The following is a 26047-nucleotide window of genomic DNA, read 5'->3' on the forward strand; positions in this document are numbered from 1 at the left end:
GAAGCGAGGCGAATTATCGCATAGGTGTTGCGGCATCTGCAAGGGCTGGCGGGAGGAAATTTGCCATGCCCCGCTTTTTTCTCAGGCTGCCGCTGGCGGGGCCGTGACGGCTGTCCAGATGCACTGGCCTTTGGCGGCCTTGTCGAGGCCGGCGATGGTGGCTGCGTGGGCGGCCAGTTCGTCGGCACTGGCGCTCTGGAAGATGACTTCGGCCAGGGGCACGATTTCCAGCGCGGCACCGTCGGCGGCCACTTCCACTTCCTCTTCCATGCTGAGGCTGTTTTGCCCGCGCGTCATGGCCAGGTAGACGTCGGCCAGCAATTCGGAGTCGAGCAGCGCGCCGTGCAGCTTGCGGTGGGCGTTCGAGACGCCGTAGCGGTCGCACAGGGCGTCGAGCGAGTTGCGCTTGCCCGGATGCATTTCCTTCGCCTGCACCAGGGTATCGATCACGCCGTGCACCTGCTCATGCACGGGCGGCAGGTTCAGGCGCTTGAATTCCGCATTGAGGAAGCCGATATCGAACGGGGCGTTGTGGATGATCAGCTCGGCGCCGGCGATAAATGCGCGGAATTCGTCGGCGATCTCCGCGAATTTCGGCTTATCGCTGAGGAATTCCGTCGTCAAGCCGTGGACGGCCAGCGCGCCCTCTTCCGAGTCGCGCTCGGGATTGATGTAATGGTGAAAATTGTTGCCCGTCAACATGCGGTTGTTCAGTTCGACCGCGCCGATCTCCAGGATGCGGTCGCCCGTGCGCGGGTTCAGGCCGGTGGTTTCAGTATCGAGAACAATTTGACGCATGGCGGATTCATTCGTAAAAGCAAAAAGCGAAGGGCACAGTATAGCAAACCTGTGTGCTGCAATCGTGCCCATACATGTTCGAACGCCCAACAAAACCGTAGCGAGCGGCAGTGATTTGTGGCCAAGAAGCGCAAGCGTACTCTAGTACGGTGAGCATCACAGGCCGCAAAGCGCGACGCGCACCAGGTTTGGTTGGGCGTTCTTACGCGCGCACGGTTTCCACGCCCAGGTTGGCCAGCTGATCGGCCCGCTCGTTGCCCGGATGGCCATTGTGGCCCCGTACCCAGCGCCATTCCACTTCATGGACGGCCTGGGCCGCGTCGAGTGCCTGCCACAGGTCGACGTTTTTCACGGGCGCCTTGGCCGCCGTTTTCCAGCCGCGCGCCTTCCAGCCGTGTATCCATTCGCTGATGCCCTTCTGCACGTACTGGCTATCGGTATACATCACTACCTGGCACGGACGTTTGAGCGCCGTCAAGGCTTCGATCACGGCCTTCAATTCCATCCGGTTATTCGTCGTATTGAGTTCCCCGCCGTAAATTTCTTTCTTGGCGCCATCGGCCACCATCAGTGCGCCCCAGCCGCCTGTGCCGGGATTGCCCTTGCATGCGCCGTCGGCATAAATCTCAACCTTCGTTTCTACCTTATCCATCTTGCTGTTCCCGCCTTTTATTCGTGACCGGTGCGCCTGCGGGCGCCGTCGCCGGTTTTTTGGTCCACGCCGGACCGATCAAACGCATCCCTTTGACGCGCTTGATCGCCTGCACTATATACACTGCGCCCAGATATGGCCACCAGCGCGCACCGGCCTTGTCCATGAAGGCGTTGCGGCGCAGCCATTTTTCCGTCCGACAAGCGGGCGCGTAGCAGCCAAAATGGCTTTGACTGACGCCCATGTTGAGCAATTTTAACCAGTCTTTCATGCGCGGCATAGAGATCAGTTCGCCAGCCCGCGGCAGGTAATGGCGTCCCGTGACCCGCCCCACGCCCTGGCGCATGCCCCACAGGCTGGCCGGATTGAAGCCGCAGACGATCACGCGCCCTTCCGGGATCAGCACGCGCTCGACTTCGCGCAAGACCTGGTGCGGCTCGGCGGCAAATTCAAGCACATGCGGCAAGACCACGAGATCCAGGCTTTGCGAGTCGAACGGCAGCTCGTCGAAGGCCGACACCAGGGTCAAACGGCTTTCCTGCGGCGGACGCGACGGCAGGCGCGCATCGAGCAGCCATTTGTTCGGCATGCGGCTGGCGGCCAGCGCGTCGAGCTGGGGCAAGCCGATCTGCACGGCATTAAAACCGAAGATGTCGACGGTCAGGCTGTCGAGGCATTGCTGCTCCCAGGCGCGCACGTACAGACCGGCCGGCGTCTGCAGCCAGCCGTCAAGCGCTATAATGGATTTTTCGGATGCCGCACTGTCCATTCAGTTTTCTCTTTTATACATGACACACTCCCCTGAACACGCTTTATCGGTACTTGCCGTGCCCGCCTTTGCCGACAATTACCTGTGGCTGATCCATGACGGCCGCCACGCCGCCGTGGTCGACCCCGGCGACGCTATGGCCATCCTCGACGCGCTCAAAGCCCATCAGCTGACCTTGTCCGCCATTTTACTCACGCACCACCACACCGACCACACGGGTGGCGTACCTGAATTGTTGCAGCATTTCGCCGTGCCCGTATTCGGCCCACGCAATGAGGCTATCACAGCCATCACGCAAGCGCTTGCCGAAGGCGATGTCGCCTGCGTGCCCGAACTTGGCTTGCAGATGACCGTCATCGACGTGCCCGGCCATACCAAAGGCCATATCGCCTACGTGCGCCAGCGCGACGAGCGCAGCGGCGCGCCGTGGCTGTTTTCCGGCGACACCCTGTTTGCCGGCGGCTGCGGCCGCCTGTTCGAAGGCACGCCGGGCCAGATGGCCGATTCGCTGGGCAAGCTGGCCGCCCTGCCCGACGATACCGAGGTATTTTGCGCGCATGAGTACACCTTGTCCAATCTGCGCTTCGCCAACGCCGTCGAGCCGGGCAATGCGGCCTTGCAGGAACGCATCGCCATCGACACGGAAAAACGCCAGCAAGGTTTAGCGACCGTACCGTCGACCATTGCCATTGAGAAAGCCACGAACCCCTTCCTGCGCTACCGCGAACCGGCCATCCTGAACAGCCTGAAGGTCGAGGGCAAGCTGGCCGCCGACGCCTCTCCCGTGGAAGCATTCGCGGCCTTGCGGATGTGGAAGAACAACTTCTGAGGACACCTGAGCAAGCCTGCTGCGCGTCGACATAGGCGGCCTGCGATGCTCGCCGCACTAGAAGTACGGTTGCGCTTCTCGACCACCTATTCCTTCCGCTCGCTACGGTTTTGTCAGGCGTTGCAGACTTCAATACAAAAATCCCGGCAGTGCCAAAAAGCATTGCCGGGATTTTTTTTATCGCTCTATTTGATCTGGATCAGATTTCTTCGTACAGCGGCAAGGTCAGGAATTCGGCGAACGATTCCGACGTCGACATTTCCTCGAAGATCTGGCCGGCGCGCACATAGGTAGGGCCGTTGCCGCCCGGCGCATCGCGCTGCACCTTGGCCAGCTCTTCCGGAATCATGGCGCGCACCATCTCGGCCGTCACCTTGCGGCCATCTTCCAGCACGCCCTTGCTGGAACGAATCCACTGCCACACTTGCGAGCGGCTGATCTCGGCCGTGGCCGCGTCTTCCATCAGGTTGTGGATGGGCACGCAACCGTTGCCGGCCAGCCAGCTGCCCAGGTAATGGATGCCCACGTTGATGTTGTAACGCAAGCCCGCTTCCGTGATCGGCGCTTCCGGCTGGAAATTCAACAGATCCGACGCCTTCACATCGATGTCGGGACGCTGCTTGTCGATCTGGTTCGGCTTGTCGCCGAGCACTTTCGTGAACTCGCCCATGGCCAGCTCGACCAGGCCCGGGTGGGCGACCCAGCCGCCGTCGTAGCCGTCGGTGGCGTCGCGCGCCTTGTCGTTGCGCACGCCGCCCATGGCGATGTCGTTCTTTTCCGGATCGTTCTTGATCGGGATCAAAGCCGCCATGCCGCCGATGGCCGGCGCGCCCCGCTTATGGCAGGTTTTCAGCAGCAGCAAGGCGTAGGCGCGCATGAACGGCGCCGTCATCGTGACCTTGGCGCGGTCGGCCAGGCAGAAATCCTTGTCCAGCTTGAATTTCTTGATGCACGAGAAGATGTAATCCCAGCGGCCCGCGTTCAGGCCCGAGCTGTGCTCCTTCAGTTCATACAGGATTTCATCCATTTCAAACGCGGCCAGGATGGTTTCGATCAGCACGGTCGCCTTGATCGTGCCTTGTGGCAAGCCCAACTCGTTCTGCGTCATGACGAAGATATCGTTCCACAGACGCGCTTCCAGGTGCGATTCCATCTTCGGCAGGTAGAAATACGGGCCGGCGCCGCGCGCCAGCTGTTCCTTGGCGTTATGAAACATGAACAGGGCGAAATCGAAAATGCCGCCGGAGATGCGTTTGCCGTCGACCAGCACGTGCTTTTCATCAAGGTGCCAGCCGCGCGGACGCACGACGAGGGTGGCGATCTTGTCGTTCAGCTTGTACGACTTGCCATTTTGCTCCAGCGAAATCGTCTTGCGCACGGCGTCGTACATATTGATCTGGCCCGTGATCTGGTTATCCCAGTTCGGCGTGTTCGAATCCTCGAAGTCCGTCATGTAGCTGTCCGCGCCCGAGTTGAAGGCGTTGATGACCATCTTGCGCTCGACGGGACCGGTGATTTCCACGCGGCGGCATTCCAGCGCCTTCGGGATCGGCGCGATCTTCCAGTCGCCGTCGCGGATATGCGCGGTTTCTGGCAGGAAATCAGGACGCTCGCCCGCGTCAAGGCGCTTGGCCCGTTCCACGCGCACGGCCAGCAATTGCTGGCGGCGCGGCTCGAATTCACGCGTCAGCTTGGCCACCAGCGCCAGCGCCGCGGGCGTCAAGATCTGTTCGTAGCCGGGGGCGATTTCACCCGTGATTTGCATGCCTTCGGGAAGTGCGATCGTGTTCTGCGTCATGAAGTTCTCCGGTTTTTAATAAATATAAGCAAAAATAATCTGGTGATCCAAGTATAAGCGGAACGACTGCGCAGGCAAGCTGGGCAGAGGCGCAAAAACACTCTGCCGGGCCGCGCGTTTGTTCTATAGTATTGCACTATAAGGCATGGAAACGAGATTAAAAATCACTTCATCTATGCGTTTTTATCACAAGTGACGACATAGCGGGAGCATCACATGGGCCAGTTCAGACAAATATCAACCTTCGTGGAAGTGGTCGCCAGGGGCAGCCTGTCGGCGGCCGCCCGCGCGGAAGGGATCGCCCCGGCCATGATAGGCCGACGCCTCGACGCGCTGGAACAGCGCCTGGGCGTGAAATTGCTGCAGCGCACGACGCGCAAGCTGGCGCTGACGAATGAAGGCGCCGCCTTCCTCGAAGACTGCCAGCGCATCCTGGGCGAACTGGAAGAGGCGGAAGCGGCCGTGGCCGAGCGCAGCGTGAAGGCCAGCGGCCATTTGCTCATTTCCGCGCCGGCCGGCTTCGGACGCCAGCATGTGGCGCCCTTGATCCCCTCGTTCGTCGCCGAACACCGCGACGTGACCGTGTCGCTGAACCTGAACGACCGCCTCGTCGACCTGATCGGTGAAGGCATCGACGTGGCCATCCGCATCGCCAGCCTGTCCGACTCGTCCCTGGTGAGCACCAAGCTGGCCGACAACCAGCGCGTGCTGGTCGGCTCGCCCGCCTATCTGAAACGGGCGGGAACGCCGCGCACCCCGGCCGACCTGGCGAAACATAATTGCCTGGCCATCAGCAGCGAAGGCAGCCAGCGGGGCTGGACTTTCCGCGAAAATGGCAAGAACGTGATTTTGAAGGTGGCGGGCAACATGGTCTGCAACGACGGCGAAGTGCTGCACGACTGGGCGCTGGCCGGCAAGGGGCTGGCATGGCGTTCGATGTGGGAAGTGGGCGCGGAGATCGAATCGGGGCAGCTGGTGACGGTGCTCGACCAGTTTGCCGCGCCGGGCAACGACATTTATGCCGTGTTCGCCCAGCGCCGCCATTTACCGCTGCGCATACGGGCGTTCGTGGATTTTTTACGGCACAGTTATTCGCAGCCGGACTACTGGCGCGAACGCGCTATTTGAAGACGCGGGACCAAACCTGCCGCGCGGCGCTTGTCACGGGGCGATTGGGCGCCGTGACGCTCGCGGCCTAGACGTGGGTGCGTAGGCCGGCGTTGGTCGGCTTAGCGCAGCGTAAGCCGACAACTGCCAGCACGGTAGCGACAGAGAATGCGAGCATACATGTCGGCTTACGCGCAAGCGCTAAGCCGACCTACCAGACAGCCGCGGAAGCGAAGCCAAGCGACAATGCACGCGCCAAACATCCGCAAAAGCCCACAAAACCCCTGCCTGAAGGAAATTCAGGCGAAAAAAAATCCCCGGAGACCGAGGATTTCTTTATTTCGTTTGATCCAGCGTATTAGATTGGCTGAATGTTCGAAGCTTGCTTGCCTTTAGGGCCAGCGGTCACTTCAAAAGAAACGCGTTGGTTCTCTTGCAGGGACTTGAAGCCGTTCGACTGGATAGCCGAGAAGTGAGCGAACAGATCTTCGCCGCCTTCGTCAGGGGTAATAAAGCCGAAACCCTTCGAATCATTGAACCATTTTACGATGCCAGTTGCCATTACAATTTCCTATTTCAGTTAAGTTGGGCTTGCGCCCGTTATATCGTTTGAAGCAAGAAAGAAATGACAGACAAACTGCACTACTACCTCGAATCCAACGATGCCCAATTATACCAACAAAACTGAGAAAAACCATTCTTTCGCAAAATAAACTTGCGAACACTGCTTTAATAGCCAAATCCCCGTCTTGCGGCGCCCTGTACCAGCGGCATGGACACACTATATCCTAATCTGCGACGTGGATGCTTTGCGTTGCATCAAATGAATCATTGCAACCACAAGATCGAAAAATGGTCACTCAAGTGCTGAAATGGGTGGCGGCCGCATCGCGCTCCGCCCAGCGCAGCAGCGCCCCCACCTGCCCGCTCAGCGCCGGCCACTCGGCCAGCACCTGTCCGGGCGCGTTGAGCTGCAGGCGCACCAGCTGCTCGATGCGCCGGCATTCCTGCCCCAGCGCGGCAAAACCGAAGGTGGCGGCCGAGCCGGCTACCGCATGCAGGGCGCGGTGCAGCTGCGTCAGCGGTTCCAGGCGCGGCCCTTCGCTGTCGCAGCGCGCTTGCGCCTGCGCGATCGCCTGCATCAGGGCCGGCACGCCAGCCGCATATTTATCGTTCAGGGCGCGCAAACGGGCGCGAAAATCCGGGTCGATCAAGGTTGCCATCGCGATACTCGCCGTCTATGCGCTTACTTGGTGCCGAAGATGCGGTCGCCGGCGTCGCCCAGACCCGGCACGATGTAGGCGTGCTCGTCGAGGTGCGAATCGAGCGAGGCGCAGAACATCTTGACGTTCGGGTGCGCGTTCTGGAACACGGTCACGCCTTCCGGAGCGGCCACCAGGGCCAGGAAGATGATCTGCTCGTCCGTCACGCCGCGCTTCTTCAGCACGTCGACGGCGTACACGGCCGAATTGCCGGTCGCCACCATCGGGTCGCACAGGATGAAGGTGCGCTCGTTCAGGTCCGGCAGGCGCACCAGGTATTCCACGGGCATGTGGGTAGCCGGGTCGCGGTACACGCCGATATGGCCGACCCGGGCCGATGGCACCAGGTTCAGCAGGCCGTCGCTCATGCCGATGCCGGCGCGCAAAATCGGCACGATGGCCAGTTTCTTGCCGGCGATAACGGGCGCATCGATGGTCACCAACGGCGTCCTGATTTCGCGCGTGGTCAGCGGCAGGTCGCGCGTGATTTCATAGCCCATCAGCAAGGTGATTTCCTTGAGCAATTCACGGAAGGTGCGCGTGGACGTGTCGTGCTCGCGCATGTGGCTCAGTTTGTGCTGGATCAAAGGGTGATCGGTAATGAACAAATTCGGGAAGCGCGGATCTTGTTTCATATTGTTTTTCTTTCTCTGCTCTGGCGCGGCGGCAAGCATGGCCGCAAGCGCGCTGTGTATCGATAAAATGATGGATTGCAGCATTATCCCAGCCCGCGGCCCGCCTGTGGCCGGAATTTTGAAATAATTGCGGACGGCGCCCGTCAATACTCGCGCAGGGCGCGCGCCAGGATGGCCGCGCAATCGGTGCCGGCCGGCAAGCGCCCATATGTGCCGCCCGGCGCCTGCACCAGCCGCGACTCCATGAAGGCCTGTGCGACAAACGGCGGCGCATGGCGCAGCAGCAGGCCGGCCTGCACGGCCAGCACGATGCGCTCGGAAAGTTGCCTCGCGCCAAATTCGTCCATTTGCGGGCCGTCCAGGTCAGCCAGCAGGCGCGTGCGGTAGCCGGCAAAGGCGGCATCCGCGTCGCCGGCCAGCGCCAGTTCGGCCGCCAGGGCGTCGCGCGCGGCCGGCGACTTGCCGAAGGCGCGCAGGACATCGAGGCACATGACGTTGCCCGAGCCTTCCCAGATGGAATTGACGGGCAGTTCCCGGTACAGGCGCGCCAGCGGCGCGTCTTCTACGTAGCCGGTGCCGCCCAGCACTTCCATGGCCTCGGCGCCGAAGCCGGGGCCGCGCTTGCAGATCCAGTATTTGCCGGCCGGCGTGAGCACGCGCGCCAGCGTCGCCTGCTGCGCATCGTCCTTTTCGTCGAAACAGCGGGCCAGGCGCAGCGCAAACGCCGTGGCGGCCTCCGATTCGAGCGCCAGGTCGGCCAGCACGTTCTGCATCAGCGGCTGCGCGACGAGCGGCTTGCCGAAGACGGCCCGCTGGCGCGCATGGTGCAGCGCCTGCGTCAGGGCGGCGCGCATGATGCCGGCGCTGCCCAGCACGCAATCGAGGCGCGTGTGGCTGGCCATTTCCAGGATGGTGGGAATGCCCCGCCCCGGCGGGCCCACCAGCCAGCCGTAGGCGTTGGCGAACTCCACTTCCGACGAGGCATTCGAGCGGTTGCCCAGCTTATCCTTCAGGCGCTGCACGCGGATGGCGTTGCGGCTGCCGTCGGGCAGGTAGCGGGGCAGGAAAAAGCACGACAAGCCGCCCTCGTCCGCCTGCGCCAGGATCAGGTGGGCGTCGCACTGCGGCGCCGAAAAGAACCATTTGTGGCCGACGATGCGCCAGGCGCCGCCGGCCTGCTCGCCGAACAGGGCTTGCGCCTCGGCCGGCGGCACGGGCGTGGCCCGCGTGGTATTGCTGCGCACGTCGGAGCCGCCCTGCTTCTCCGTCATGCCCATGCCGACCAGGGCGCCCCGCTTCTGCTCCACGGGCAGCGAACGGGGGTCGTAGTCGCGCGACAGGATCTTCGGCAGCCAGCGCGCGGCGATTTGCGGCAGATCAAGGGCCTGGCGCAGGGCCGGCACCGAGGCATACGTCATCGTCACGGGACATTGCGCGCCGTTTTCCACCTGCCCCACTAATAGATAGGCGGCCGCGCGCGCCACCTGGGCGCCGGGGCCGGGCGCGGCCCACGGCGAAGCGTGCGCGCCGGCGCCCACGAGGATGGCCATCAGTTCATGCCAGGCCGGGTGGAACAGCACCTCGTCGATGCGCCGGCCGGCGCGGTCGAACTGCTGCAATTCCGGACCGTGCCGGTTCGCCTCGCGCGCCAGCGCATACGTCCCGGCGCGGCCCAGCTTCTCGCCCAGCGCATCGAGTTCCTGCAGCGCCGCGCCGCCGCCCTCGCGCAGCAGGGCCTCGATCAGGGCCGGATCGCTGGCGAACAGATTGACGTTTTCGAACGGCGTCGCCTGGTTGAAAACTTCATGCGTGTCAAAGGCATTCATGGGTATCTCCATCGCGATTTGTTATCATGGCGCCTTGCCGCGGCAGGCGCACCGTCCTCATCGTCTGCCAGCCAGACTAGCGCAAACGCGCCAGCGGGGCAAGCGCGCCACCGCCGGGTGTTTGCGGACGGATTAAAAGCATGCTGATTTTTTTCATGAAAGACAGGAATATTTACAAAACCTGAAGCAATGTTGCTCTATTTCATGTATTGCTGTGCTTTTCAATGATACATTTCGTGTGGATCGCGTTCCCGTAGTCACTCTTGCCCGATACCCGGGCGCACTGCAATATGCATTATTTCCGTTGGCGCCATGCAATACGCAGGCGCCGGCACTGATAAAGGTTAAATCCAGCACGATGTTTTCCAGTACCCCATCCGCCGCCCACCGCGAGGCCCGCCACGAGTTGGACAACCTCATGGAAGAGGCTGGCGACGTCGTGTTCCGGCTCGATGCGGACGGCCTGATCCTGTTCGCCAGCAGACGCGCGGCCACCCTGTTCGGCGCGCCACTGGGCCTGTCCGGCCATTTGCTGCTGCCATTGGCGGCCGAAGCGTCGCGCGCGGCGCTGCAGGCGGCGCTGGAAGACGCGCTGGAAGAACCGGGGCGGCTGGAAGTGCGGCTGCAGACGCCGGACCAGGAGATCTGGTTCGAGCTGCGCCTGTCTTCCTATATGAACGCGGCCGGCGTGGCCGAATTGCTGGTGGTCGGGCGCGACACCTCGGCCCAGCACAATACGGAAGAACGCCTGCGCCACATGGCCACGCACGATGCGCTGACCGGCTTGCCGAACCGGCTGCTGCTGTCGGACCGCATCCGCATGGTGATCGCCCAGGCCGCCCGCTCGGGCCAGGGCTTTTCCGTGGCCACCATCGGCCTCGATGGCTTCAAAAAGGTCAACGACGGCCTGGGGCACCCGGTCGGCGACGCCGTGCTGCGCCTGGCCGCGGCGCGCCTGCGCAAGACCCTGCGCGACAGCGACACCCTGGCCCGCGTGGGCGGCGATGAATTTGTCGCCGTGCTGCCCGGCAGCGCCACCGACGCGCAGATCAAGCTGGTGACGGGGCGCCTGCTGGCCACCCTGCAGGCGCCGTTCGAAGTCGAGGGACATACGATCTACGTGGGGGCGTCCGTCGGCGTATCGATTTATCCGCTGCATGCGGAAGACGAAGTGCGCCTGGTGGCGCTGGCCGATGCGGCCATGTCGCGCGCCAAGGAGACTGGCAAGGCCCGCTGCCTCGTCTACAGCCCGCGCCTGAATGGCCCGTCGGAACACGACATTTCTCTGGAAGCGGCCATGTTCCACGCCGTGCGCGAAGGCGAATTCCTGCTCTTCTACCAGCCCATCGTCGACGCGCACACGCGCCAGATCCAGGGCTTTGAAACCCTGATGCGCTGGAAGCACCCTACCCTGGGCCTGGTGCCGCCCGCGCGCTTCATCCCGATCGCCGAGGCGAACGGCCTGATCAACCTGCTGGGCGCCTGGGCCCTGAAGGCGGCCTGCGTGCAGCTCAAGCAGTTCCAGGAAGTGGCCAGGCGGGCGCTGTACATTTCCGTCAACATCAGCCCGCGCCAGTTCCGCAACGATAAATTCCTCGACGTGCTCGACGACGCCATCGCCTTTTCGGGACTTTCGGGCGAACACCTGGTGCTGGAGATCACGGAAGGCACGCTGATGATCGATCCCGTGCATGCGGAAACCATCCTGTGCAAGATGACGGAGCGCCGCGCGCGCATCGCCATCGACGATTTCGGCACCGGCTATTCCTCGCTGGCCTACCTGAAGCGCTTCCCCATTTCCGTGCTGAAGATCGACCGCACCTTCATCAAGGACTTGCCCGAATCGAGCAAGGACGCGGCCATCTGCAACACCATTCTCGACCTGGCCAAGCACTTGAACCTGTCGGTGGTGGCCGAAGGCGTGGAAACGGAGGAGCAGATGCACTTCATGGAGTCGCGTGGCTGCCAGTACGTGCAAGGCTACCTGACGGGCAAGCCGATGCCGGCCCACGCCGCGCTGTCGGCCTTGAGCGAAAAAACCTATGCGGCGCTGGTGCCCACGCCGTCTGCCAATGAACCGCGCGGAGGTGTGCAATGAATCCCGGTCATTTCACGGCGCCGACCCAGCTCGGCAAAAACACCCTTGACCTGCTGTGGGCGCGCACGCGCCAGCAGGGCGACATGCCCGGCTTCGCCAAAGCCATCAGCGCCATCCTGGGCGCCATGCGCGGCGAGGATGACCACGAATTCGACATCACGCAAACGGTGCTGTCCGACCCTGTCCTCACGCACAAGGTGCTCAGGCTGGCCAACAGCGGCATGTACTCGGCCTTCGGCCAGCGCGTCAACACGGTATCGAAAGCCGTGCTGGTGCTGGGCATCGACGCCATCGGCCACCTGGCGCTGGGACTGAAGCTGATCGAGGAGCTGTCGCAGGCGTCGCCCGACTCCGTCAGCGCCCACGTGGAAATGGAAAAGGCCGTGCTGGCCGGGATGGTGGCGCAGCAGGTGGCCACCAGCGCCGGCAGCCTGCAGGCCGAGCAGGCCGTCGTCTGCTCGATGCTGCACACCCTGGGACGCATGATGGTGACGTTCTACATGACGGACTTCTGGGCCCGCATGCAGGCGCACGCGGGGCCCGGCAACGAGGCGGCCGCCGCGCGCGAAATCCTCGGCCTGTCGCTGCCGGAAGTGGGCTATGCCACGGCCGCCCACTGGGGCTTGCCGCAGCACCTGATCAACGGCATGCGCCCGATGGACCCGTCGCCGGACAACGCGCCCGTCAGCGGCGCCGACTGGATGGCGGGCCTGTCGACCATGGCGGCGCGCTGCGCCGACTCGCTGTGGCACGACGACGCGGCCGGCGCGGCGCAGGTGCACGCGCTGATCGACGACTATGCGGGCACCCTGGGCATCGCGGCGACGGACCTGGTGGTGGCGGTGGACAAGGCCAAGGCCATGGCGGCGGCCGATCTGTCGATCGCGCCCCTGTCGAAACCGGCGGAACGGCGCGCGCGCCAGCTGGCGTCGACGCGCATGCGCGCCGAGGGCAACCGCGTGCTGATCGGCGGCCTGGCCGACCTGCGCGGCGCCATCGGCAGCGCCAGCCCCGGACAAATGGTGTCGATGGCGCTCGAAACGCTGCACCAGGGCTTCGATTTTTCGCGCTCGGTGGCGTTCGTGCGCAATCACAAGGATCACCTGTATTCGGCGCGCGTCAGCATGGGCGAAGGCATGTCCGACCTGCAGGACCTGATGGTGTTTGGCGACGCGTATGAGCCGAACGTGTTCCACGCGGCCCTCAACAGCGACCGCGTGATCTTCATCGACAATGCGCGCGACCCGAAATTTGCCGCCAAGCTGCCGCAATGGTGGAAAGCGACGCTGTCGGAAGCGCGCAGCTTCGTCGTGCTGCCGCTGTCGGCCAACGGCCACCCCACGGGATTCTTGTACGGCGACTGGGACGACAGCTTCCCGCCGATTCAATTGAACCAGACGGAATTCAACCTGATCAACGATATCCGGGCGTTATTGGTGCAGTCGGTGGAGATGCGCCATCAGCTCGAGCTGGTGGCAAATAAGGTGGCGTGAGAACACCTGACCAAACCTGCTGCGCGTCGGTATAGGCGGCCTGCGATGCTCACCGTACTATCGTACGGTTGCGCTTCTTAGCCACCTCTCCCTTCCGCTCGCTACGGTTTTGTCAGGTGTCGCAAGTGTCGTTGTTAAACGAGAAAACGACCATCCAGGTCGCAGGTCGGATCAGGGCCGCAGGCCCGTGATCCGACAACATTCAGCTTATTTCAACTTAGGCGTCGATACCGACACATCGCCGCATTGCGCGCGGTGCATCAGGGCGTGGTCGATCAGCACCAGCGCCAGCATGGCTTCGGCGATCGGCGTGGCGCGGATGCCCACGCAGGGGTCGTGGCGGCCGAACGTTTCCACCATCACGGGATTGCCCTCCTTGTCAATCGAGCGGCGCGGCGTGCGGATCGACGACGTCGGCTTGATGGCGATCGAGACGCTGACATCCTGCCCCGTCGAGATGCCGCCCAGTACGCCGCCCGCGTTATTGCCGATAAAGCCTTCCGGCGTCAGTTCGTCGCCGTGCTCGGAACCCTTTTGCGCCACCGAATCGAAGCCGGCGCCGATTTCCACGCCCTTGACGGCATTGATGCCCATCATGGCGTAGGCGATGTCGGCGTCGAGCTTGTCGTAGATGGGCTGGCCCAGGCCGACAGGCACGTTTTGCGCGATCACGTCGATGCGCGCGCCGATGGAGTCGCCGTCGCGGCGCAATTGATCCATGGCCGCTTCCATGCGCGCGATCAGATCGGCGTCAGCGCTGGCGGCAAAGAAGGGGTTCGCATGCACGTGGTCCCAGGACTGGAACGGCACGGCAATGTCGCCCAGCTGGCTCATGCAGCCCTTGAACGTGGTGCCGTACTGCTGCAGCAGCCATTTCTTGGCAATCGCCGCCGCGCCCACCACGGGCGCCGTCAGGCGCGCCGAGGAGCGCCCGCCGCCGCGCGGGTCGCGCACGCCGTATTTGTGCCAGTAGGTGTAGTCGGCGTGGCCGGGGCGGAAGCTTTCCGCGATATTGCCGTAATCCTTGCTGCGCTGGTCTTCATTGCGGATCAGTAACGCGATGGGCGTGCCCGTCGTCACGCCCTGGTACACGCCGGAGAGGATTTCCACCGTATCCGATTCCTGGCGCTGCGTCACGTGGCGCGAGGTGCCCGGCTTGCGGCGGTCCAGCTCGGGCTGGATGTCGGCTTCGGACAGGGTCAATCCCGGCGGACAGCCGTCGATCACGCAGCCGATGGCCGGACCGTGCGATTCGCCGAAAGTGGTAACAGTAAACAGCTTGCCAAAAGAATTGCCGGACATAGTAGGAAGTGGTGAGGACTGGAAAACTCAATTCTACCAGCCTGCGGGGCATGCCATGCCGCTAATGCCGCAGCAAGGCCGATATTGCCCCGCTAAAATCGCCATTTTCAAATACCGTGTTTTTTTTCATATAAAAAACACCAAATATGAGTTGCAATCATGCAATTCAAGAAATATTGCCCTACGGAATAGGCTTAAAAAAACATTTTGCTTATTAAATAGCTATATACTTGGACGATGGACCATCAGAAAATGTGCGAGCCTCGGCAGCACCTGAGTGCTACATTTTCGATGCGACCTGAGTGCATCAGAAATGGCCAGGGCTAGGCGCACCGCCGAAGACAGTACGCAAGTATGGCGAGGCGGTGCAACAACGCCATGGACATTTCTGATGTGCTCACATCCCGTACTGAGTCATCCTGGAGAAGCTATACATGCCCGCACCGATCATCCCCCTTGACGCCAACAAGGACGATCACGACGACCTGGTATTCCTCGATGAACAACCAGCGGCGCCGACGACGGCCGCAGCGCGCAGCGTCTGGCGGGTGATGATCATCGACGACGATGAAGACGTCCACTCCACCACCACTTTCGCCCTGGGCAACCTGGAAATGCAGCACCGCCCGCTGGAATTCGTGCATGCGTATTCGGCCGGCCAGGCGCGCGAACTGCTCAAGCATGAAAGCGACATCGCCGTCATCCTGCTCGACGTGGTGATGGAGCAGGACGACGCGGGCCTGCACCTGGTGCGCTACATCCGCGAAACCCTGAAAATGACGGATGTGCGCATCATCCTGCGCACGGGCCAGCCCGGTTATGCGCCGGAAATCGACGCCATCCGCGATTTCGACATCAACGACTACAAGACCAAGTCCGAGTTGACGCGCATAAAGCTGTTTACCACGGTGACGGCGGCCATCCGCTCCTACGAACAGATACGCTCGATCAGCAGCAGCCGGCGCGGCCTGGACCAGATCGTCCACGCCAGCACCCAGCTGATGGCGCTGCACGGCGTGCAGAATTTCTCGGCCGGCGTGCTGGCGCAGATCGCCGACCTGCTGGGCATCCGCGCCGACGGCGTGCTGTGCGTGCAGGACTTGCAGGACAGCGGCGGCAAGGAGCTGCTCGTCGCGGCCTGCACCGGCAGCTTTTCCGGCCTGCCGCACAGCGCCCTGTGCGGCGTGCAGAACCCCCGCGTGATGGCCGCCATCGAGCATACGCTGGCGCAGCGGCGCAATGTGTATGCGCACGACTATGCCACGCTGTATTTCGCCGGCAAGGCCAGCCGCGACGCGGCCGCCTACCTGCTGCTGCCGCGCCCCCTCTCGGCCATCGATGAAAGCCTGCTGGAAGTGTTCTGCAGCAACGTCGCCGTGGGTCTCGACAACGTCGAGCTGGTGTCGCACCTGCATAATGCAGCCTTCTACGATCAATTGTCGAAGCTGCCCAACCGCACGCGCCTGGTGGAAATCCTCGACGCCACCCTGGCCGGTCCGGCGCGCGACGACGCCACCCTGTCGCTGGTCGACCTCGACCACTTTGCCGAAACCAACGACGCGCTGGGCCACCAGTTCGGCGACATGCTGCTCGTCGCCGTGGCGGGCCGCCTGCAAACCCAGCTCGGGCCGCAGCTGACGGTGGCGCGCCTGGGCGGCGACATCTTCTGCGTGCTGGGCGACTCCTCGCAAGTCAATCCGGCCAATATCCTGGCCCTGTTCCAGACCCCGTTCAGCATCGACGGGCAGGACGTGCAATTGTCCGCCACCCTGGGCCTGGTGCGCCTGGGCGAACACACGGGCACGGGCGCCGACGCGCTGAAAGACGCCGACATCGCCCTGAAACGGGCGAAAAGCCAGCAGCGGGCCGGCCACTTCTATTTCTCGCGCAGCATGGGCATCGAGATCCGCGAGCGCGTGCGCATGATGCACGCGCTGCGCACGGCCTTCAGCCAGGACCAGCTGTTTGTCGTCTATCAGCCGCAGATCGACCTGACCACGCGCCGCCCCGTGGGCGCCGAAGCGCTGCTGCGCTGGCAGACGCCGGACGGCAAGTTCATCTCGCCCGACCGCTTCATCCCGATTGCCGAGTACTCGGGCATCATCATCGACCTGGGCGAATGGGTGCTGCGCACGGCTTGCCGTGAACTGGTGCTGCTGCGCGAACAGGGCCACCGCAACTTCGTCATGTCCGTCAACGTGTCGCAAGTGCAGTTCCGCCACCCGCTATTTTTGGAAATGCTGCGCGCGGCGCTGGAAGAGACGCAGGCGCCGCCCGAGTTCATCGAGCTGGAAATCACGGAATCGATGGCCATGGAAGAGCCCGATTTATTGATCAAGATGTTGTGGCAGATCAAGCAGACGGGCGTGAGCATCGCCATCGACGACTTCGGCACGGGCTTTTCGTCGCTGTCCTACCTGCAGCGCCTGCAGGTTGACCGCCTGAAAATCGACCGCGCCTTCGTCACCGAGATCACCGGCTCCGCGCGCGGCAGCAGCATTGCCGAAATGGTCATCCAGCTGGGCCGCAACCTGGGCCTGGCCGTCATCGCCGAAGGCGTGGAAGACGAGCGCCAGGCGCAGATTTTGCAGGCGCTGGGCTGCCCCATGGCGCAAGGTTTCCTGTTCGCCCGCCCCATGACGGCCACGGCGCTGGGCACCTGGCTGAACAACGAGGCGCTGCAAGGGGCGGCGTAGGCGCCGCCTTGCTCCTTTGCAATACAAAACGCCGGCGGTTGCCGGCGTTGTTTTTACTGCATTATTGCATTTCAGTCTGTTGTTTCGGCCGGCCAGTCGCGGATGTAGGCCTTGAGCATCTGGTTTTCAAAGCTCTGCGCTTCGAGCACGGCGCGCGCCACGTCGTAGAAGGAAATGACGCCCAGCAAGGTCTTGGCATTCATGACAGGCAGGTAGCGCGCATGCTTTTCCAGCATGATGCGGCGCACTTCGTTTACTTCCGTATCGGGCGTGACGGTGATCGGGTGATCGTCCATGTGCTTGCGCACGGTGCCGCCGCCGATCTGGCCCGCGTTTTCATGCAAGGCGTTGAGCACCTCGCGGAAGGTCAGCATGCCGACCAGGTCGCCAAATTCCATGACCACCAGCGAACCGATGTCTTTTTCAGCCATGGTATTGGCCGCGTCAAGCAGGGGCTGGTCAGGCGTGACCGTGTAGAGGATGTTGCCCTTGACTTGGAGAATTTCAGATACTTTCATATTGGCCGTCCTGTCCGCGTGATTGGTATTTTAGTTATTCTAAGCCCTTACTGCGACTGTAGCCTATGCCTGCGGAAAAATCCAGCCTTGCGCGTAATCAAATCGAGGGGGATTGCAAGCAACAAGATGCACTATCAAGACGTCTGGCAAAAACGTAGCGAGCCGATGCGCGGCGTGGCCGGGATGCGCAGTGGTTTTGCTTGGACGTCGTCAGCCTCTGCGGCGGAACCAACCGGCAATGGAAAGACGCTGGCGCGCCGTCGGCAGCACTTCGTGCAGCATCTCGCCCGACAGGAACATGGCCATGCGCCCCGCTTGCGGCAAGATATCCACCTGACCGCCATCGGGGTGCAAGCGCAGCGCGCCGCCGTGCTCGGGCAGCCAGTCCTCGTTCAGGTAGAGCACGACGGACACCGTGCGCTTGTCGTCGTCGCGGAAACGGTCCAGATGAGCCCGGTAAAAGGCGCCCGGTGCGTACAGGGCGAAATGGCTTTCGTACTCGTCCAGCCCCAGGAACAATTCCCGGTTCAGGGTCTGGCGCAGCGCTTCCATGTGCTGCAGATAGCTGTCGCAGGCGCCGGACCTGCCCGTTTCCAGCCATGCGATATGGTCGCCGCGGATATCCGGCTGCAGCAGGGGTGCATGGCCGCTGCCCACGCCGGCGCCCTTCATCTTGCCGCTGAGCATGGATTGCACGCACTCGGCGGCCAGCTGGCGGCTCAGTTCGGGGGGAATGAAATGCTCCTGCATGACCCAGCCTGCGTGGCAGAGGCCGTCGACTATGGAAGGTCCGGGTACGGCAAGGTCGCCGTCGAACGGTAATGCGGGCATACGATTTTCCTGGTGGACATGCAATGAGAGTGCGCCTGAAGTCCAGGATTTCGCTGACGTGCCGCTGCCCGCCTCGCGGCGCACGCGCGAGGGCCGGTGCAGCGCGAAAATCGCTGACCCGATATCCTACCACCGCCGCGCCGCGCCAGTCACTTTTTTTCGACTTCAGGTTACCCTGGGCGCGCGCCGCCACGGCGCCATGCGCCCTGCACGCCCGCCCTTTTGTTCCTTCCTGAAAAAGGTTACGATCTTGCCACTATAAAACTTGGCGGAGACACCATGAGCGGCCCGAAATACCCCGGTTTTGACACCTTGTCCCTGCATGCGGGCGCCGCGCCCGACCCGGCCACGGGCGCGCGCGCCACGCCCATCCATTTCACATCCTCGTTCGCCTTCAAGAGTTCGGAGCACGCGGCCTCGCTATTTAATATGGAGCGGGCCGGCCATGTGTACTCGCGCATCTCGAATCCCACCAACGCCGTGCTCGAAGAGCGCATCGCCGCCCTCGAAGGCGGCGTGGCCGGCATCGCCACGGCCAGCGGCCAGGCCGCCATGCACCTGGGCCTGTCCACCATCGCCGGCGCCGGCTCGCACATCGTTGCCTCGCGCGCCCTGTACGGCGGCTCGCACAATCTGCTGGCATATACATTAAAACGCTTCGGCATCGACACCACCTTCGTCGACCCGCGCGACGTGGACGCCTGGCGCCGCGCCATCCGCCCGAACACGAAAGTGCTGTTCGGCGAAACCCTGGGCAATCCCGGCCTCGACGTGCTGAACATCCCCCAGATTGCCGCCCTGGCGCACGAGCACCAGCTGCCGTTGATGGTCGACTCGACGTTTACCACGCCCTATTTGCTGCGCCCCTTCGAGCATGGCGCCGACCTGGTGTTCCACTCGGCCACCAAGTTCCTGTGCGGGCACGGCACGGCCATCGGCGGCCTGCTGGTCGACGGCGGCATTTTTGATTGGCAGGTGGCCTACGACAAGACGGGCCGCTTTGCCGAACTGTGCGAACCGTATGAGGGCTTCCACGGCATGGTCTTCGCCGAGGAATCGACGGTGGCGCCGTTCGCCCTGCGCGCGCGGCGCGAAGGCTTGCGCGATTTCGGCGCCGTCATGAGCCCGCACAACGCCTTCGCCATCCTGCAAGGCATCGAAACCCTGGGCCTGCGCATGGACCGCCACGTGGCCAACACGCGCAAGGTGGTCGACTTCCTGCTGGCCAATCCGGCCGTGGCATCGGTGTCCTACCCGGAACTGCCGTCGCATCCCGACTATGAACTGGCCAAAACCCTGCTGCCGAAAGGCGCGGGCGCCGTCTTCACCTTCAATCTGCGCGGCGACCGCGCGGCGGGCCAGCGCTTCGTCGACAGCCTGAAAGTATTCTCGCACCTGGCCAACGTGGGCGACGCCAAGTCGCTCGTCATCCACCCCGCCTCCACCACGCATTTCCGCGTGCCCGACGAACAGCTGGAACAGGCCGGCATCACGCAGGGCACCATGCGCCTGTCGGTGGGCCTGGAAGACGCCGACGATTTGATCGAAGACCTGGCCCGTGGCCTGAAACTGTCGCAGAAAGGCGCCTGACATGCTGCTCACCATCGACAACACCGCGGCCTACTGCTACACGGGCGGCAAAGCGTTTGATCCCAATCAACCCACGGCCGTCTTCATCCACGGCGCGCAGAATGACCATAGCGTATGGGCCCTGCAGACGCGCTATTTCGCCCACCACGGCTGGAATGTGCTGGCCGTCGACTTGCCGGGCCACGGCCGCAGCGGCGGCGCGGCAAAGGATACTGTCGCAGAACTGGCGCGCTGGGTCCTGGCCGTGCTGGACACCGCCGGCGCGGCCAGGGCCATGCTCATCGGCCACAGCATGGGCTCACTGATCGCGCTGGAAGCGGCGCACCTGGCGCCGGATCGCGTCAGCCACCTGGCCATGCTGGGCGCCACCTATCCGATGAAAGTCTCGCCGGCCCTGCTGGAAACGTCGCTCAACGATGAACAGGCGGCCATCGACATGGTCAATATCTGGTCGCACTCGTCGATCGCGCAAAAGCCGTCGTTTCCCGGCCCCGGCTTTTACGCCATGGGCGGCGCGCGGCGCCTGAAGCAGCGCATCGCCGCCCTCAACCCCGATCACGTGTTTCATACGGATTTTTTTGCCTGCAATGCCTACGCGAACGGCGAAATCGCCGCCGCTTCGGTACACTGCCCGACTTTATTCATTTTCGGCGCGCGCGACATGATGACGCCGCCCAAGTCGACCCGGCTGCTGACAGCGGCCATCGCGCATGGCACGGTGGTGCAGGTCGACAGCGGACATGAATTGATGGCCGAGCAGCCGGACGCCGTGCTCGACGCGCTGTTTGCGTTTGCGCAAACGGCAGCGGCATGAACGCTTTTTTTAGGATAGATGCACATGTTGTTGAATACCCTGTTCGATGAATTGACCGGCCGCGGCAGCGGCACGGAGGCGGAGCGGCATGAACGCTACAACTGGCTGCAACAGCTGCGTTTCAATAACCCGCAGGCGGACGAAAACGGCCCCATGGCCGGCATCCCCGGCCACCACTGGTTCCGGCTGCCGCAGGCGCTGACAGTGGCGGGCCAGGCGAGCGACCTGCTGGTCGGCACCCTGAACGCCCAGTACCTGGTCTTCGCGGGCCGCCACGCGGCCGCGTTTGCGGCCGAACTGGGCCTGCAATACGATGCCAACAACCGCATCGACCGCCCCGGCGGCATCGACGAACTGCTCGACGCCTATGAAGAGCAGGCAGACGGCAGCTGGAGCACCCTGCCGAACGAAGCGCCAGCGCCGCCGCTGGCGGGCTGGGACGATGTGTACTTCCGCGTGCGCGACCTGAGCGACGGCAAGGCCATCCAGAGCGTGACCACCATCGCCTACGAAAGCAGCCGCTTTCCAGGCTACACCCTGCTGGGCACGACCCTGGTGGGCGCCGGCGCCATCGCCCACGACGACGAGACGGCGGCATATTTGCAGCAAATCTTCGCCGACTGGGCCATCCAGCGCGAATGCGCCGATGTCTGTCTGCCAGCGCAGGAACCGTGGCCCCACGCGCCGCGCCAAACGCCGCCCGCGCCTTTCGCTACCCCCTTCGATTTTGCCCGCAACCTGGCCTATCTTGACGTCCTGCTGGCCGCCTACGGACGCGCGCAGGCACAGGCGCAAATCGATGGCGGCGATGACGCCTACTGGGCGTGCGCCGCCGCCAGCGTGGCTTACCAGATATTCTCGCTGCGCTACACGGCCGGCCTGCCCTTGCCTGACGTGGAGACGGCGCTGGAAGCGGCCGTCGCCGCCTGCGAAACGGCGCGCGCGGCCCTGGCCGCCGCCTACGATGACGATGCCTTGCCCGCCTTTGATTTCGAACAATTGACGGATTACGCGCGCAACCTGCAGTTGCTGGGCGCGGCCCTGCTGTTCGGCCGCCACGACCTGGCCAAGCGCCTGGCCGCCCTGCAGACGGCCTTCGATGGCGAAGACGGCGTGGTTGAGGCGCTGCTGTCGACCATCGATGCGCAGCGTCCCGCCGTCGACGAATGGTATTTCGCCGAACCCTATTCCGCCCTGTTCGAGTGCCTGGACGCGGACGACCCAGCGCAGCGACTCGAACACCTGCGGCACTACCTGGCCGGCTGGCATGGCGCGCTGGTGCACGAAGACTGGTTCAACGGCCATTTGCGCGCGCAAGGCCTGGGCGGCTATTACGGCCTGTGGGCCTTCGAGGCAGCCGCCGTGGCCAAACACCTTGGCCTAGAGCGCAGCGCGCTGGCCCACTGGGTGATGCCGCCCACGCCCTGAATGCCCCGTTTACTCTTAGATAAATATCAATGATCAATACCGCAGCCCTGTTCAGTACCGCATTCTTACCCGGCCAGGACGGCTTCGACACCGAGACGATCACGGGCCTGGCTGAATGGCGGCTGGACGTGCCCGTGCTGTTCAAGCTGCTCATCGGCGCCGGCACGCAAGCCGTCGCCTGGCCCATCTACGGCGATGGCGAAGACTGCCCCTGCGTGCTGGCCGCGCCGATGGCGCAGGCGCAGGCGAGCTGGCAAGCATTATCCACGCTCATGGACCGGCCGCGCGACGCGGCCGCCATCGTCGCGCGCGGCGCCATCAGCAGCCTGCTGGCGGGCGGCCAGCCGTGGCTGATCCTCGATTGCGTGCAGCTGATCCCCCACGATATCGGCACGCCGGAATACGCGGCCGGACTCGACGCCCTGCGCGCCGAAGCGCACGCCCTGCATGCCGCCCTGCTGCGCGGCGACAAGGCAGCGCTGGCGCCCCTGCTGGCCGCCGGCGCCGCCTCGCCCGCCACCGGCTACTGGTCGGCCACGGTCGAGGCGCAGCTGGCCGATGTCGAGGAACTCGGCGCGGACGCACTGCCTTTCCTGCAAGGCCTGGAAGTGATGGGATGGGAGGAGGACGCGCTGTGCTATGCAGTCAGCGCCGCCGCTGAACCGGACGTCACCGGCCTGGTCACGCCCTATGGCCGCTGGATCGTGCCGCTGTCGCAGCGCTATGTGGAGCTGGGCGTTTACTACGCGGACGATGGATGGATTACCTTTGCCACGGCGGACGCCCCCGATGTACACGGCGTGCTGGACCTCAACGGCACGGTGGTGCTGCCGCCGTCCCCCGGCGCCCTGTACGTCATCAGCCCGCATCTGGTACAGCAAATCGCCCTGGACGGCGCCAGCCGCTTGCTGCGCCTGCCCGACGGCGCGCTGCTCATCGACAGGGTGGATAACATGTGCCAGCGCGACGACGGCTTGATCGACATCGAGCGCCAGACAGGCGAGACAAACGATGACGACAGGCGCAATGTGCATGGCGTGATCGACAAGATGGGCAAGGTTATCGTGCCGCCCGCTTACTGCTCCGTGCAGGATTTCGGCACGAAGAAAAAAATCGCCATCGTCAGCCAGCGCGTGGCCGGGCGCTTCCTGTTTGGCCTGATCAATAGCCAGGGCGAGCTGCTGGCGCCCTGCCAGTACGAAGCCATCGACTGCGCCACCACCTCGTCGCCGCCCAAATTGCGCAAGAACCTGATCTTCGCCATCGATGCGCAGGGCCTCGCGTGCATGCTGGCCCTGGACGGAAAACCGGCGTTTACGCCCTTGTATCCGCCCGCCCACCATCTGCGCGGCGTGGCCGTGCAAAGCGACTTTTTATACGTGGTCAACGATGGCATGGCCTGGAGCATGGATTTCGCGGGCCAGTTGCTGGAACAGCTCGACACGGTGGAAAACTTCAAGGCGGCCATCGCGGCTCAGTTGAGCGAGGCCATGGGGCTGGGCAAGCAAAAGCCCGAGAAACAGGCCGCCAAGCGCCGCAGCTTTACGCCGGCGCAGATCCTGGCACAGGCCGACCGCGAGCAGCTGCGCGCCCTGGCCGCGATGCTCTTGCTGGGCGATGCGGCACTGGCCGCGCGCTGCGTGGACATCACCCTGGAAGAGCTGGCGGAAGACGACCCGGAAGAGGAATACGAAGGCGATACGCCCGAGGCGGCCTGTTTCTTCCTGCTCTGGTCCACGGCCGCCGATGCGCTGGGCCACGGCACCACCCTGGACTGGAAAGCCGTCGATGAAGTGCCGCGCATCGCCCAGCATATCGGCCTGCCAGCACTGCGCGATTTTGCCTGGACAGAGCGCAAGGATGGCGACGCGATGGCCGACGGCCTGGCCGCCATCGCCGCCCACCTGGCGCCCCATCATCTGCGCCTGGTCAACATGCACGGTGGCGAAGACACGTATTATCTGGGCGTGGTGCGGGCGCAGGACGCAGCCGCGTTCAGCAAGGCGGCCTTGCAGGCGACCCTGCGGCCGGTGCTGCTGTGACGGCTTGCCAGCCCGTCTGCTGATATTGCACCCGGCCGGCAACATGGCGCGCCGTTGCCGGCCAGGGGCGTCCTTACTTGACGGAGCGATCGAACAGCGCCTTGTCAAAACGCAGGGTAATGACTTCGGTATCGTCCGGCTTGCCTGGCTTGCGGCCGTCTTCACCGGGGTAGTTCGTGTCAATTGCCACGACCAGCGTGTGGGCATCGAGGACTTCAACGCTCTCCACCGAGTCGAAAGGCATGCTGAACTTACCCACGGGCATATTGCTCGCCTGCCCGCCGATGCCTTTGGGGTCGGCGATGTTCAGCAAGTCCACCAGCAGCGTTTTCCTGAGGGCGCCATCAGCCTCTTTCTCCTTCAGGTCGACCAGGTACAGGCGCTTGATCACGGCCTTGGTGCCCCAGAAGCCGTCGCGCTCGATCAGCACGAACTTGCTGCCGCCGACATTGCTCATGTCGCCGATCACGACGCCATTATCCTTGGCCGCGCCATCCTTGCGGTACACGAGGTTCTTGCCCGTGTAGCGCATGGCGGCGGGGTCGAACTCGAAGATGTTCAGGTAGCGCTCGTCCGCGGCAACGGGCCGCAGCGATGGGTCGCTTGGCGCCGCTTCCGGCACCGCGTAGAGCAGGCTGCGGTCGGCGTTATAGGCCAGGCTTTCGAAGCCGCGGCTGCCTGACAGGGTGATGCTGGCGCCCTTGGCCAGCACTTCCGGATTGGCCGGGCTGCGCAGGAAGGGATGGGGAACAGGATCGCCCATGAGCGTGCCGTTTTTGTCGAAGTGCAAGATATACGGACCGAACTCCTCGCCCACGAAGTAAGTACCATCGGCGGCGCGCGCGAGCGATTCAATGTCGAAGTCAAAACCGGTCAGCAGGCGGCCCGCGCGAATGCGCGCATCGACGGCGATACCGCTGTCGGAAAAGACCAGCCCGCCGGAGGTGTTGCTCGGGTAGTTGACATAGTCGGCCGTGATTTTCAGATCGACGCCCTTGCCGTCGTTTAAGAAACCCCTGGCGTCGTTGAAGGCCAGGAAGCTGTTGATCTTGATGCTGCCCGGCGTCTTGCTGGCGTCTGCATCCGTGCGGAAGTTGATGCTGACGTTATACAGGCCGAGCACGAAATCGGCCGAATTGCCCTTGGCGCCGTAGCCATTGTCGGCCATGGCAGTCCAGTTGCCGTCGTCATTCCTCAGCAGAGCGGAAAAGCCAGGAATCGGCACGCCATTGGCAAACGGCGGGCTGACGCCAAGCGCCGCGGCCGTGAACTGTCCGGAAATCGGCCCCGGCCAGCGCGCCGTGTCAGGCAACGCTGCCCAGCCGACAAGCTGGTGCGGCAGTCCCTCCCCCTCCTTGGGCACCGCGTCGGGAGCTGCAGAGGAACTGCCGCCGCAGGCAGCCAGCATGCCGCTGACCATCACGATGGCCAAGCCGCGGCACCAATTCAAACCGCTCAAATGACAACGCATATTTGCTTCCTCTACAAGATGAATGGAGAGGAAAGCTTACCGGCCTTCGGTGACCAGTCTATGACATGCGTCGCTATCGCGCGGGGCA

General features: G+C 63.5%; 21 protein-coding genes. 9 read left to right on the forward strand and 12 right to left on the reverse strand.

From position 1 onward, the window contains the following. Nucleotides 1–81: 81 nt before the first annotated feature. From dnaQ to AC07VI_RS09415, 3 genes are all read right to left on the reverse strand, one after another. A complete protein-coding gene (gene dnaQ, locus AC07VI_RS09405; RefSeq protein WP_086146495.1) occupies nucleotides 82–798 on the reverse strand; it encodes a DNA polymerase III subunit epsilon in 717 nt (238 codons plus the stop codon). Between the two features lie 202 nt (nucleotides 799–1000). Continuing rightward, the gene (gene rnhA / locus AC07VI_RS09410; protein WP_099375866.1) at nucleotides 1001–1450 is read right to left on the reverse strand and encodes a ribonuclease HI; all 450 of its coding nucleotides are present in this window, start codon (nucleotides 1448–1450) and stop codon (nucleotides 1001–1003) included. Next, nucleotides 1443–2219 carry a class I SAM-dependent methyltransferase gene (locus tag AC07VI_RS09415; protein WP_086146493.1) on the reverse strand — a complete coding sequence of 259 codons (777 nt, stop codon included), beginning with the start codon at nucleotides 2217–2219 and terminating at the stop codon, nucleotides 1443–1445. The genes rnhA and AC07VI_RS09415 overlap by 8 nt, the downstream gene beginning before the upstream one ends. A gap of 19 nt (nucleotides 2220–2238) precedes the next feature. Here AC07VI_RS09415 and gloB point away from each other — a divergent pair, with 19 nt between their 5' ends. Further along, nucleotides 2239–3048 (forward strand): hydroxyacylglutathione hydrolase, encoded by an 810-nt coding sequence (gene gloB, locus AC07VI_RS09420; protein ID WP_099375865.1) that lies wholly within the window; start codon nucleotides 2239–2241, stop codon nucleotides 3046–3048. A gap of 199 nt (nucleotides 3049–3247) precedes the next feature. Here the strand turns inward: gloB and aceB are convergent, their stop codons facing one another. Beyond that, the gene (gene aceB / locus AC07VI_RS09425; RefSeq protein WP_086146491.1) at nucleotides 3248–4846 is read right to left on the reverse strand and encodes a malate synthase A; all 1599 of its coding nucleotides are present in this window, start codon (nucleotides 4844–4846) and stop codon (nucleotides 3248–3250) included. Between the two features lie 216 nt (nucleotides 4847–5062). Here aceB and AC07VI_RS09430 point away from each other — a divergent pair, with 216 nt between their 5' ends. Further along, nucleotides 5063–5974: a LysR family transcriptional regulator gene (locus AC07VI_RS09430; protein WP_086146490.1), complete on the forward strand. Its 912-nt coding sequence runs from the start codon at nucleotides 5063–5065 to the stop codon at nucleotides 5972–5974. 337 nt (nucleotides 5975–6311) lie between these two features. Here the strand turns inward: AC07VI_RS09430 and AC07VI_RS09435 are convergent, their stop codons facing one another. The 4 genes from AC07VI_RS09435 to AC07VI_RS09450 form a co-directional block, all read right to left on the reverse strand. Next, nucleotides 6312–6515 carry a cold-shock protein gene (locus AC07VI_RS09435; RefSeq protein ID WP_010398811.1) on the reverse strand — a complete coding sequence of 68 codons (204 nt, stop codon included), beginning with the start codon at nucleotides 6513–6515 and terminating at the stop codon, nucleotides 6312–6314. Nucleotides 6516–6813: 298 nt separating this feature from the next. Beyond that, complete coding sequence (locus tag AC07VI_RS09440) at nucleotides 6814–7176, reverse strand: Hpt domain-containing protein (protein ID WP_086146489.1); 363 nt, start codon at nucleotides 7174–7176, stop codon at nucleotides 6814–6816. Nucleotides 7177–7199: 23 nt separating this feature from the next. Continuing rightward, complete coding sequence (gene upp / locus AC07VI_RS09445) at nucleotides 7200–7850, reverse strand: uracil phosphoribosyltransferase (protein WP_086146546.1); 651 nt, start codon at nucleotides 7848–7850, stop codon at nucleotides 7200–7202. A 143-nt stretch (nucleotides 7851–7993) separates the two neighbouring features. Beyond that, complete coding sequence (locus AC07VI_RS09450) at nucleotides 7994–9676, reverse strand: isovaleryl-CoA dehydrogenase (RefSeq protein WP_492994568.1); 1683 nt, start codon at nucleotides 9674–9676, stop codon at nucleotides 7994–7996. Between the two features lie 418 nt (nucleotides 9677–10094). On the opposite strand from AC07VI_RS09450, the gene AC07VI_RS09455 reads away from it, so the two are divergent. Then, nucleotides 10095–11774 (forward strand): putative bifunctional diguanylate cyclase/phosphodiesterase, encoded by a 1680-nt coding sequence (locus AC07VI_RS09455; protein ID WP_494808782.1) that lies wholly within the window; start codon nucleotides 10095–10097, stop codon nucleotides 11772–11774. Continuing rightward, nucleotides 11771–13267 (forward strand): HDOD domain-containing protein, encoded by a 1497-nt coding sequence (locus tag AC07VI_RS09460; RefSeq protein ID WP_086146486.1) that lies wholly within the window; start codon nucleotides 11771–11773, stop codon nucleotides 13265–13267. The genes AC07VI_RS09455 and AC07VI_RS09460 overlap by 4 nt, the downstream gene beginning before the upstream one ends. Before the next feature lie 207 nt (nucleotides 13268–13474). On the opposite strand, the gene aroC is transcribed toward AC07VI_RS09460, so the two are convergent. Continuing rightward, nucleotides 13475–14569 (reverse strand): chorismate synthase, encoded by a 1095-nt coding sequence (gene aroC / locus AC07VI_RS09465; protein ID WP_086146485.1) that lies wholly within the window; start codon nucleotides 14567–14569, stop codon nucleotides 13475–13477. Nucleotides 14570–15003: 434 nt separating this feature from the next. Between aroC and AC07VI_RS09470 the strand changes: the two genes are divergently transcribed. Beyond that, nucleotides 15004–17265, forward strand: a complete 2262-nt coding sequence (locus AC07VI_RS09470; protein WP_086146484.1) for a putative bifunctional diguanylate cyclase/phosphodiesterase — start codon at nucleotides 15004–15006, stop codon at nucleotides 17263–17265. A gap of 71 nt (nucleotides 17266–17336) precedes the next feature. Here the strand turns inward: AC07VI_RS09470 and AC07VI_RS09475 are convergent, their stop codons facing one another. Beyond that, on the reverse strand, nucleotides 17337–17783 hold the full coding sequence (locus AC07VI_RS09475; RefSeq protein WP_010398828.1) for a CBS domain-containing protein: 447 nt from the start codon (nucleotides 17781–17783) through the stop codon (nucleotides 17337–17339). A gap of 210 nt (nucleotides 17784–17993) precedes the next feature. Then, nucleotides 17994–18614 carry a 2OG-Fe(II) oxygenase gene (locus tag AC07VI_RS09480; protein ID WP_086146483.1) on the reverse strand — a complete coding sequence of 207 codons (621 nt, stop codon included), beginning with the start codon at nucleotides 18612–18614 and terminating at the stop codon, nucleotides 17994–17996. Between the two features lie 279 nt (nucleotides 18615–18893). Here AC07VI_RS09480 and AC07VI_RS09485 point away from each other — a divergent pair, with 279 nt between their 5' ends. Genes AC07VI_RS09485 through AC07VI_RS09500 form a run of 4 tightly spaced genes read left to right on the forward strand, consistent with a single transcriptional unit; the run spans nucleotide 18894 to nucleotide 24488 of the window. Next, on the forward strand, nucleotides 18894–20204 hold the full coding sequence (locus tag AC07VI_RS09485) for an O-acetylhomoserine aminocarboxypropyltransferase (protein WP_492994574.1): 1311 nt from the start codon (nucleotides 18894–18896) through the stop codon (nucleotides 20202–20204). A 1-nt stretch (nucleotide 20205) separates the two neighbouring features. After that, nucleotides 20206–21018, forward strand: coding sequence for an alpha/beta fold hydrolase (locus AC07VI_RS09490; protein ID WP_086146481.1), 813 nt, complete (start codon nucleotides 20206–20208; stop codon nucleotides 21016–21018). A gap of 24 nt (nucleotides 21019–21042) precedes the next feature. Beyond that, nucleotides 21043–22446: a PoNe immunity protein domain-containing protein gene (locus AC07VI_RS09495; RefSeq protein WP_492994576.1), complete on the forward strand. Its 1404-nt coding sequence runs from the start codon at nucleotides 21043–21045 to the stop codon at nucleotides 22444–22446. 29 nt (nucleotides 22447–22475) lie between these two features. Next, nucleotides 22476–24488 (forward strand): DUF6630 family protein, encoded by a 2013-nt coding sequence (locus AC07VI_RS09500; protein ID WP_492994578.1) that lies wholly within the window; start codon nucleotides 22476–22478, stop codon nucleotides 24486–24488. 73 nt (nucleotides 24489–24561) lie between these two features. On the opposite strand, the gene AC07VI_RS09505 is transcribed toward AC07VI_RS09500, so the two are convergent. After that, nucleotides 24562–25947, reverse strand: a complete 1386-nt coding sequence (locus tag AC07VI_RS09505) for an esterase-like activity of phytase family protein (RefSeq protein ID WP_494808783.1) — start codon at nucleotides 25945–25947, stop codon at nucleotides 24562–24564. Nucleotides 25948–26047 lie beyond the last annotated feature (100 nt).

The sequence above is a fragment of the Janthinobacterium sp. GW821-FHT03A03 genome, from assembly GCF_059421435.1.

Coding starts and splice junctions, on each gene's coding strand:
- aroC (WP_086146485.1), bottom strand. CDS start 14,569: ATGTCCGGCAATTCTTTTGGCAAGCTGTTTACTGTTACCACTTTCGGC.
- AC07VI_RS09450 (WP_492994568.1), bottom strand. CDS start 9,676: ATGAATGCCTTTGACACGCATGAAGTTTTCAACCAGGCGACGCCGTTC.
- AC07VI_RS09470 (WP_086146484.1), top strand. CDS start 15,004: ATGCCCGCACCGATCATCCCCCTTGACGCCAACAAGGACGATCACGAC.
- AC07VI_RS09440 (WP_086146489.1), bottom strand. CDS start 7,176: ATGGCAACCTTGATCGACCCGGATTTTCGCGCCCGTTTGCGCGCCCTG.
- upp (WP_086146546.1), bottom strand. CDS start 7,850: ATGAAACAAGATCCGCGCTTCCCGAATTTGTTCATTACCGATCACCCT.
- AC07VI_RS09475 (WP_010398828.1), bottom strand. CDS start 17,783: ATGAAAGTATCTGAAATTCTCCAAGTCAAGGGCAACATCCTCTACACG.
- aceB (WP_086146491.1), bottom strand. CDS start 4,846: ATGACGCAGAACACGATCGCACTTCCCGAAGGCATGCAAATCACGGGT.
- dnaQ (WP_086146495.1), bottom strand. CDS start 798: ATGCGTCAAATTGTTCTCGATACTGAAACCACCGGCCTGAACCCGCGC.
- AC07VI_RS09480 (WP_086146483.1), bottom strand. CDS start 18,614: ATGCCCGCATTACCGTTCGACGGCGACCTTGCCGTACCCGGACCTTCC.
- AC07VI_RS09455 (WP_494808782.1), top strand. CDS start 10,095: ATGGAAGAGGCTGGCGACGTCGTGTTCCGGCTCGATGCGGACGGCCTG.
- AC07VI_RS09485 (WP_492994574.1), top strand. CDS start 18,894: ATGAGCGGCCCGAAATACCCCGGTTTTGACACCTTGTCCCTGCATGCG.
- AC07VI_RS09460 (WP_086146486.1), top strand. CDS start 11,771: ATGAATCCCGGTCATTTCACGGCGCCGACCCAGCTCGGCAAAAACACC.
- AC07VI_RS09435 (WP_010398811.1), bottom strand. CDS start 6,515: ATGGCAACTGGCATCGTAAAATGGTTCAATGATTCGAAGGGTTTCGGC.
- AC07VI_RS09490 (WP_086146481.1), top strand. CDS start 20,206: ATGCTGCTCACCATCGACAACACCGCGGCCTACTGCTACACGGGCGGC.
- rnhA (WP_099375866.1), bottom strand. CDS start 1,450: ATGGATAAGGTAGAAACGAAGGTTGAGATTTATGCCGACGGCGCATGC.
- gloB (WP_099375865.1), top strand. CDS start 2,239: ATGACACACTCCCCTGAACACGCTTTATCGGTACTTGCCGTGCCCGCC.
- AC07VI_RS09415 (WP_086146493.1), bottom strand. CDS start 2,219: ATGGACAGTGCGGCATCCGAAAAATCCATTATAGCGCTTGACGGCTGG.
- AC07VI_RS09500 (WP_492994578.1), top strand. CDS start 22,476: ATGATCAATACCGCAGCCCTGTTCAGTACCGCATTCTTACCCGGCCAG.
- AC07VI_RS09430 (WP_086146490.1), top strand. CDS start 5,063: ATGGGCCAGTTCAGACAAATATCAACCTTCGTGGAAGTGGTCGCCAGG.
- AC07VI_RS09495 (WP_492994576.1), top strand. CDS start 21,043: ATGTTGTTGAATACCCTGTTCGATGAATTGACCGGCCGCGGCAGCGGC.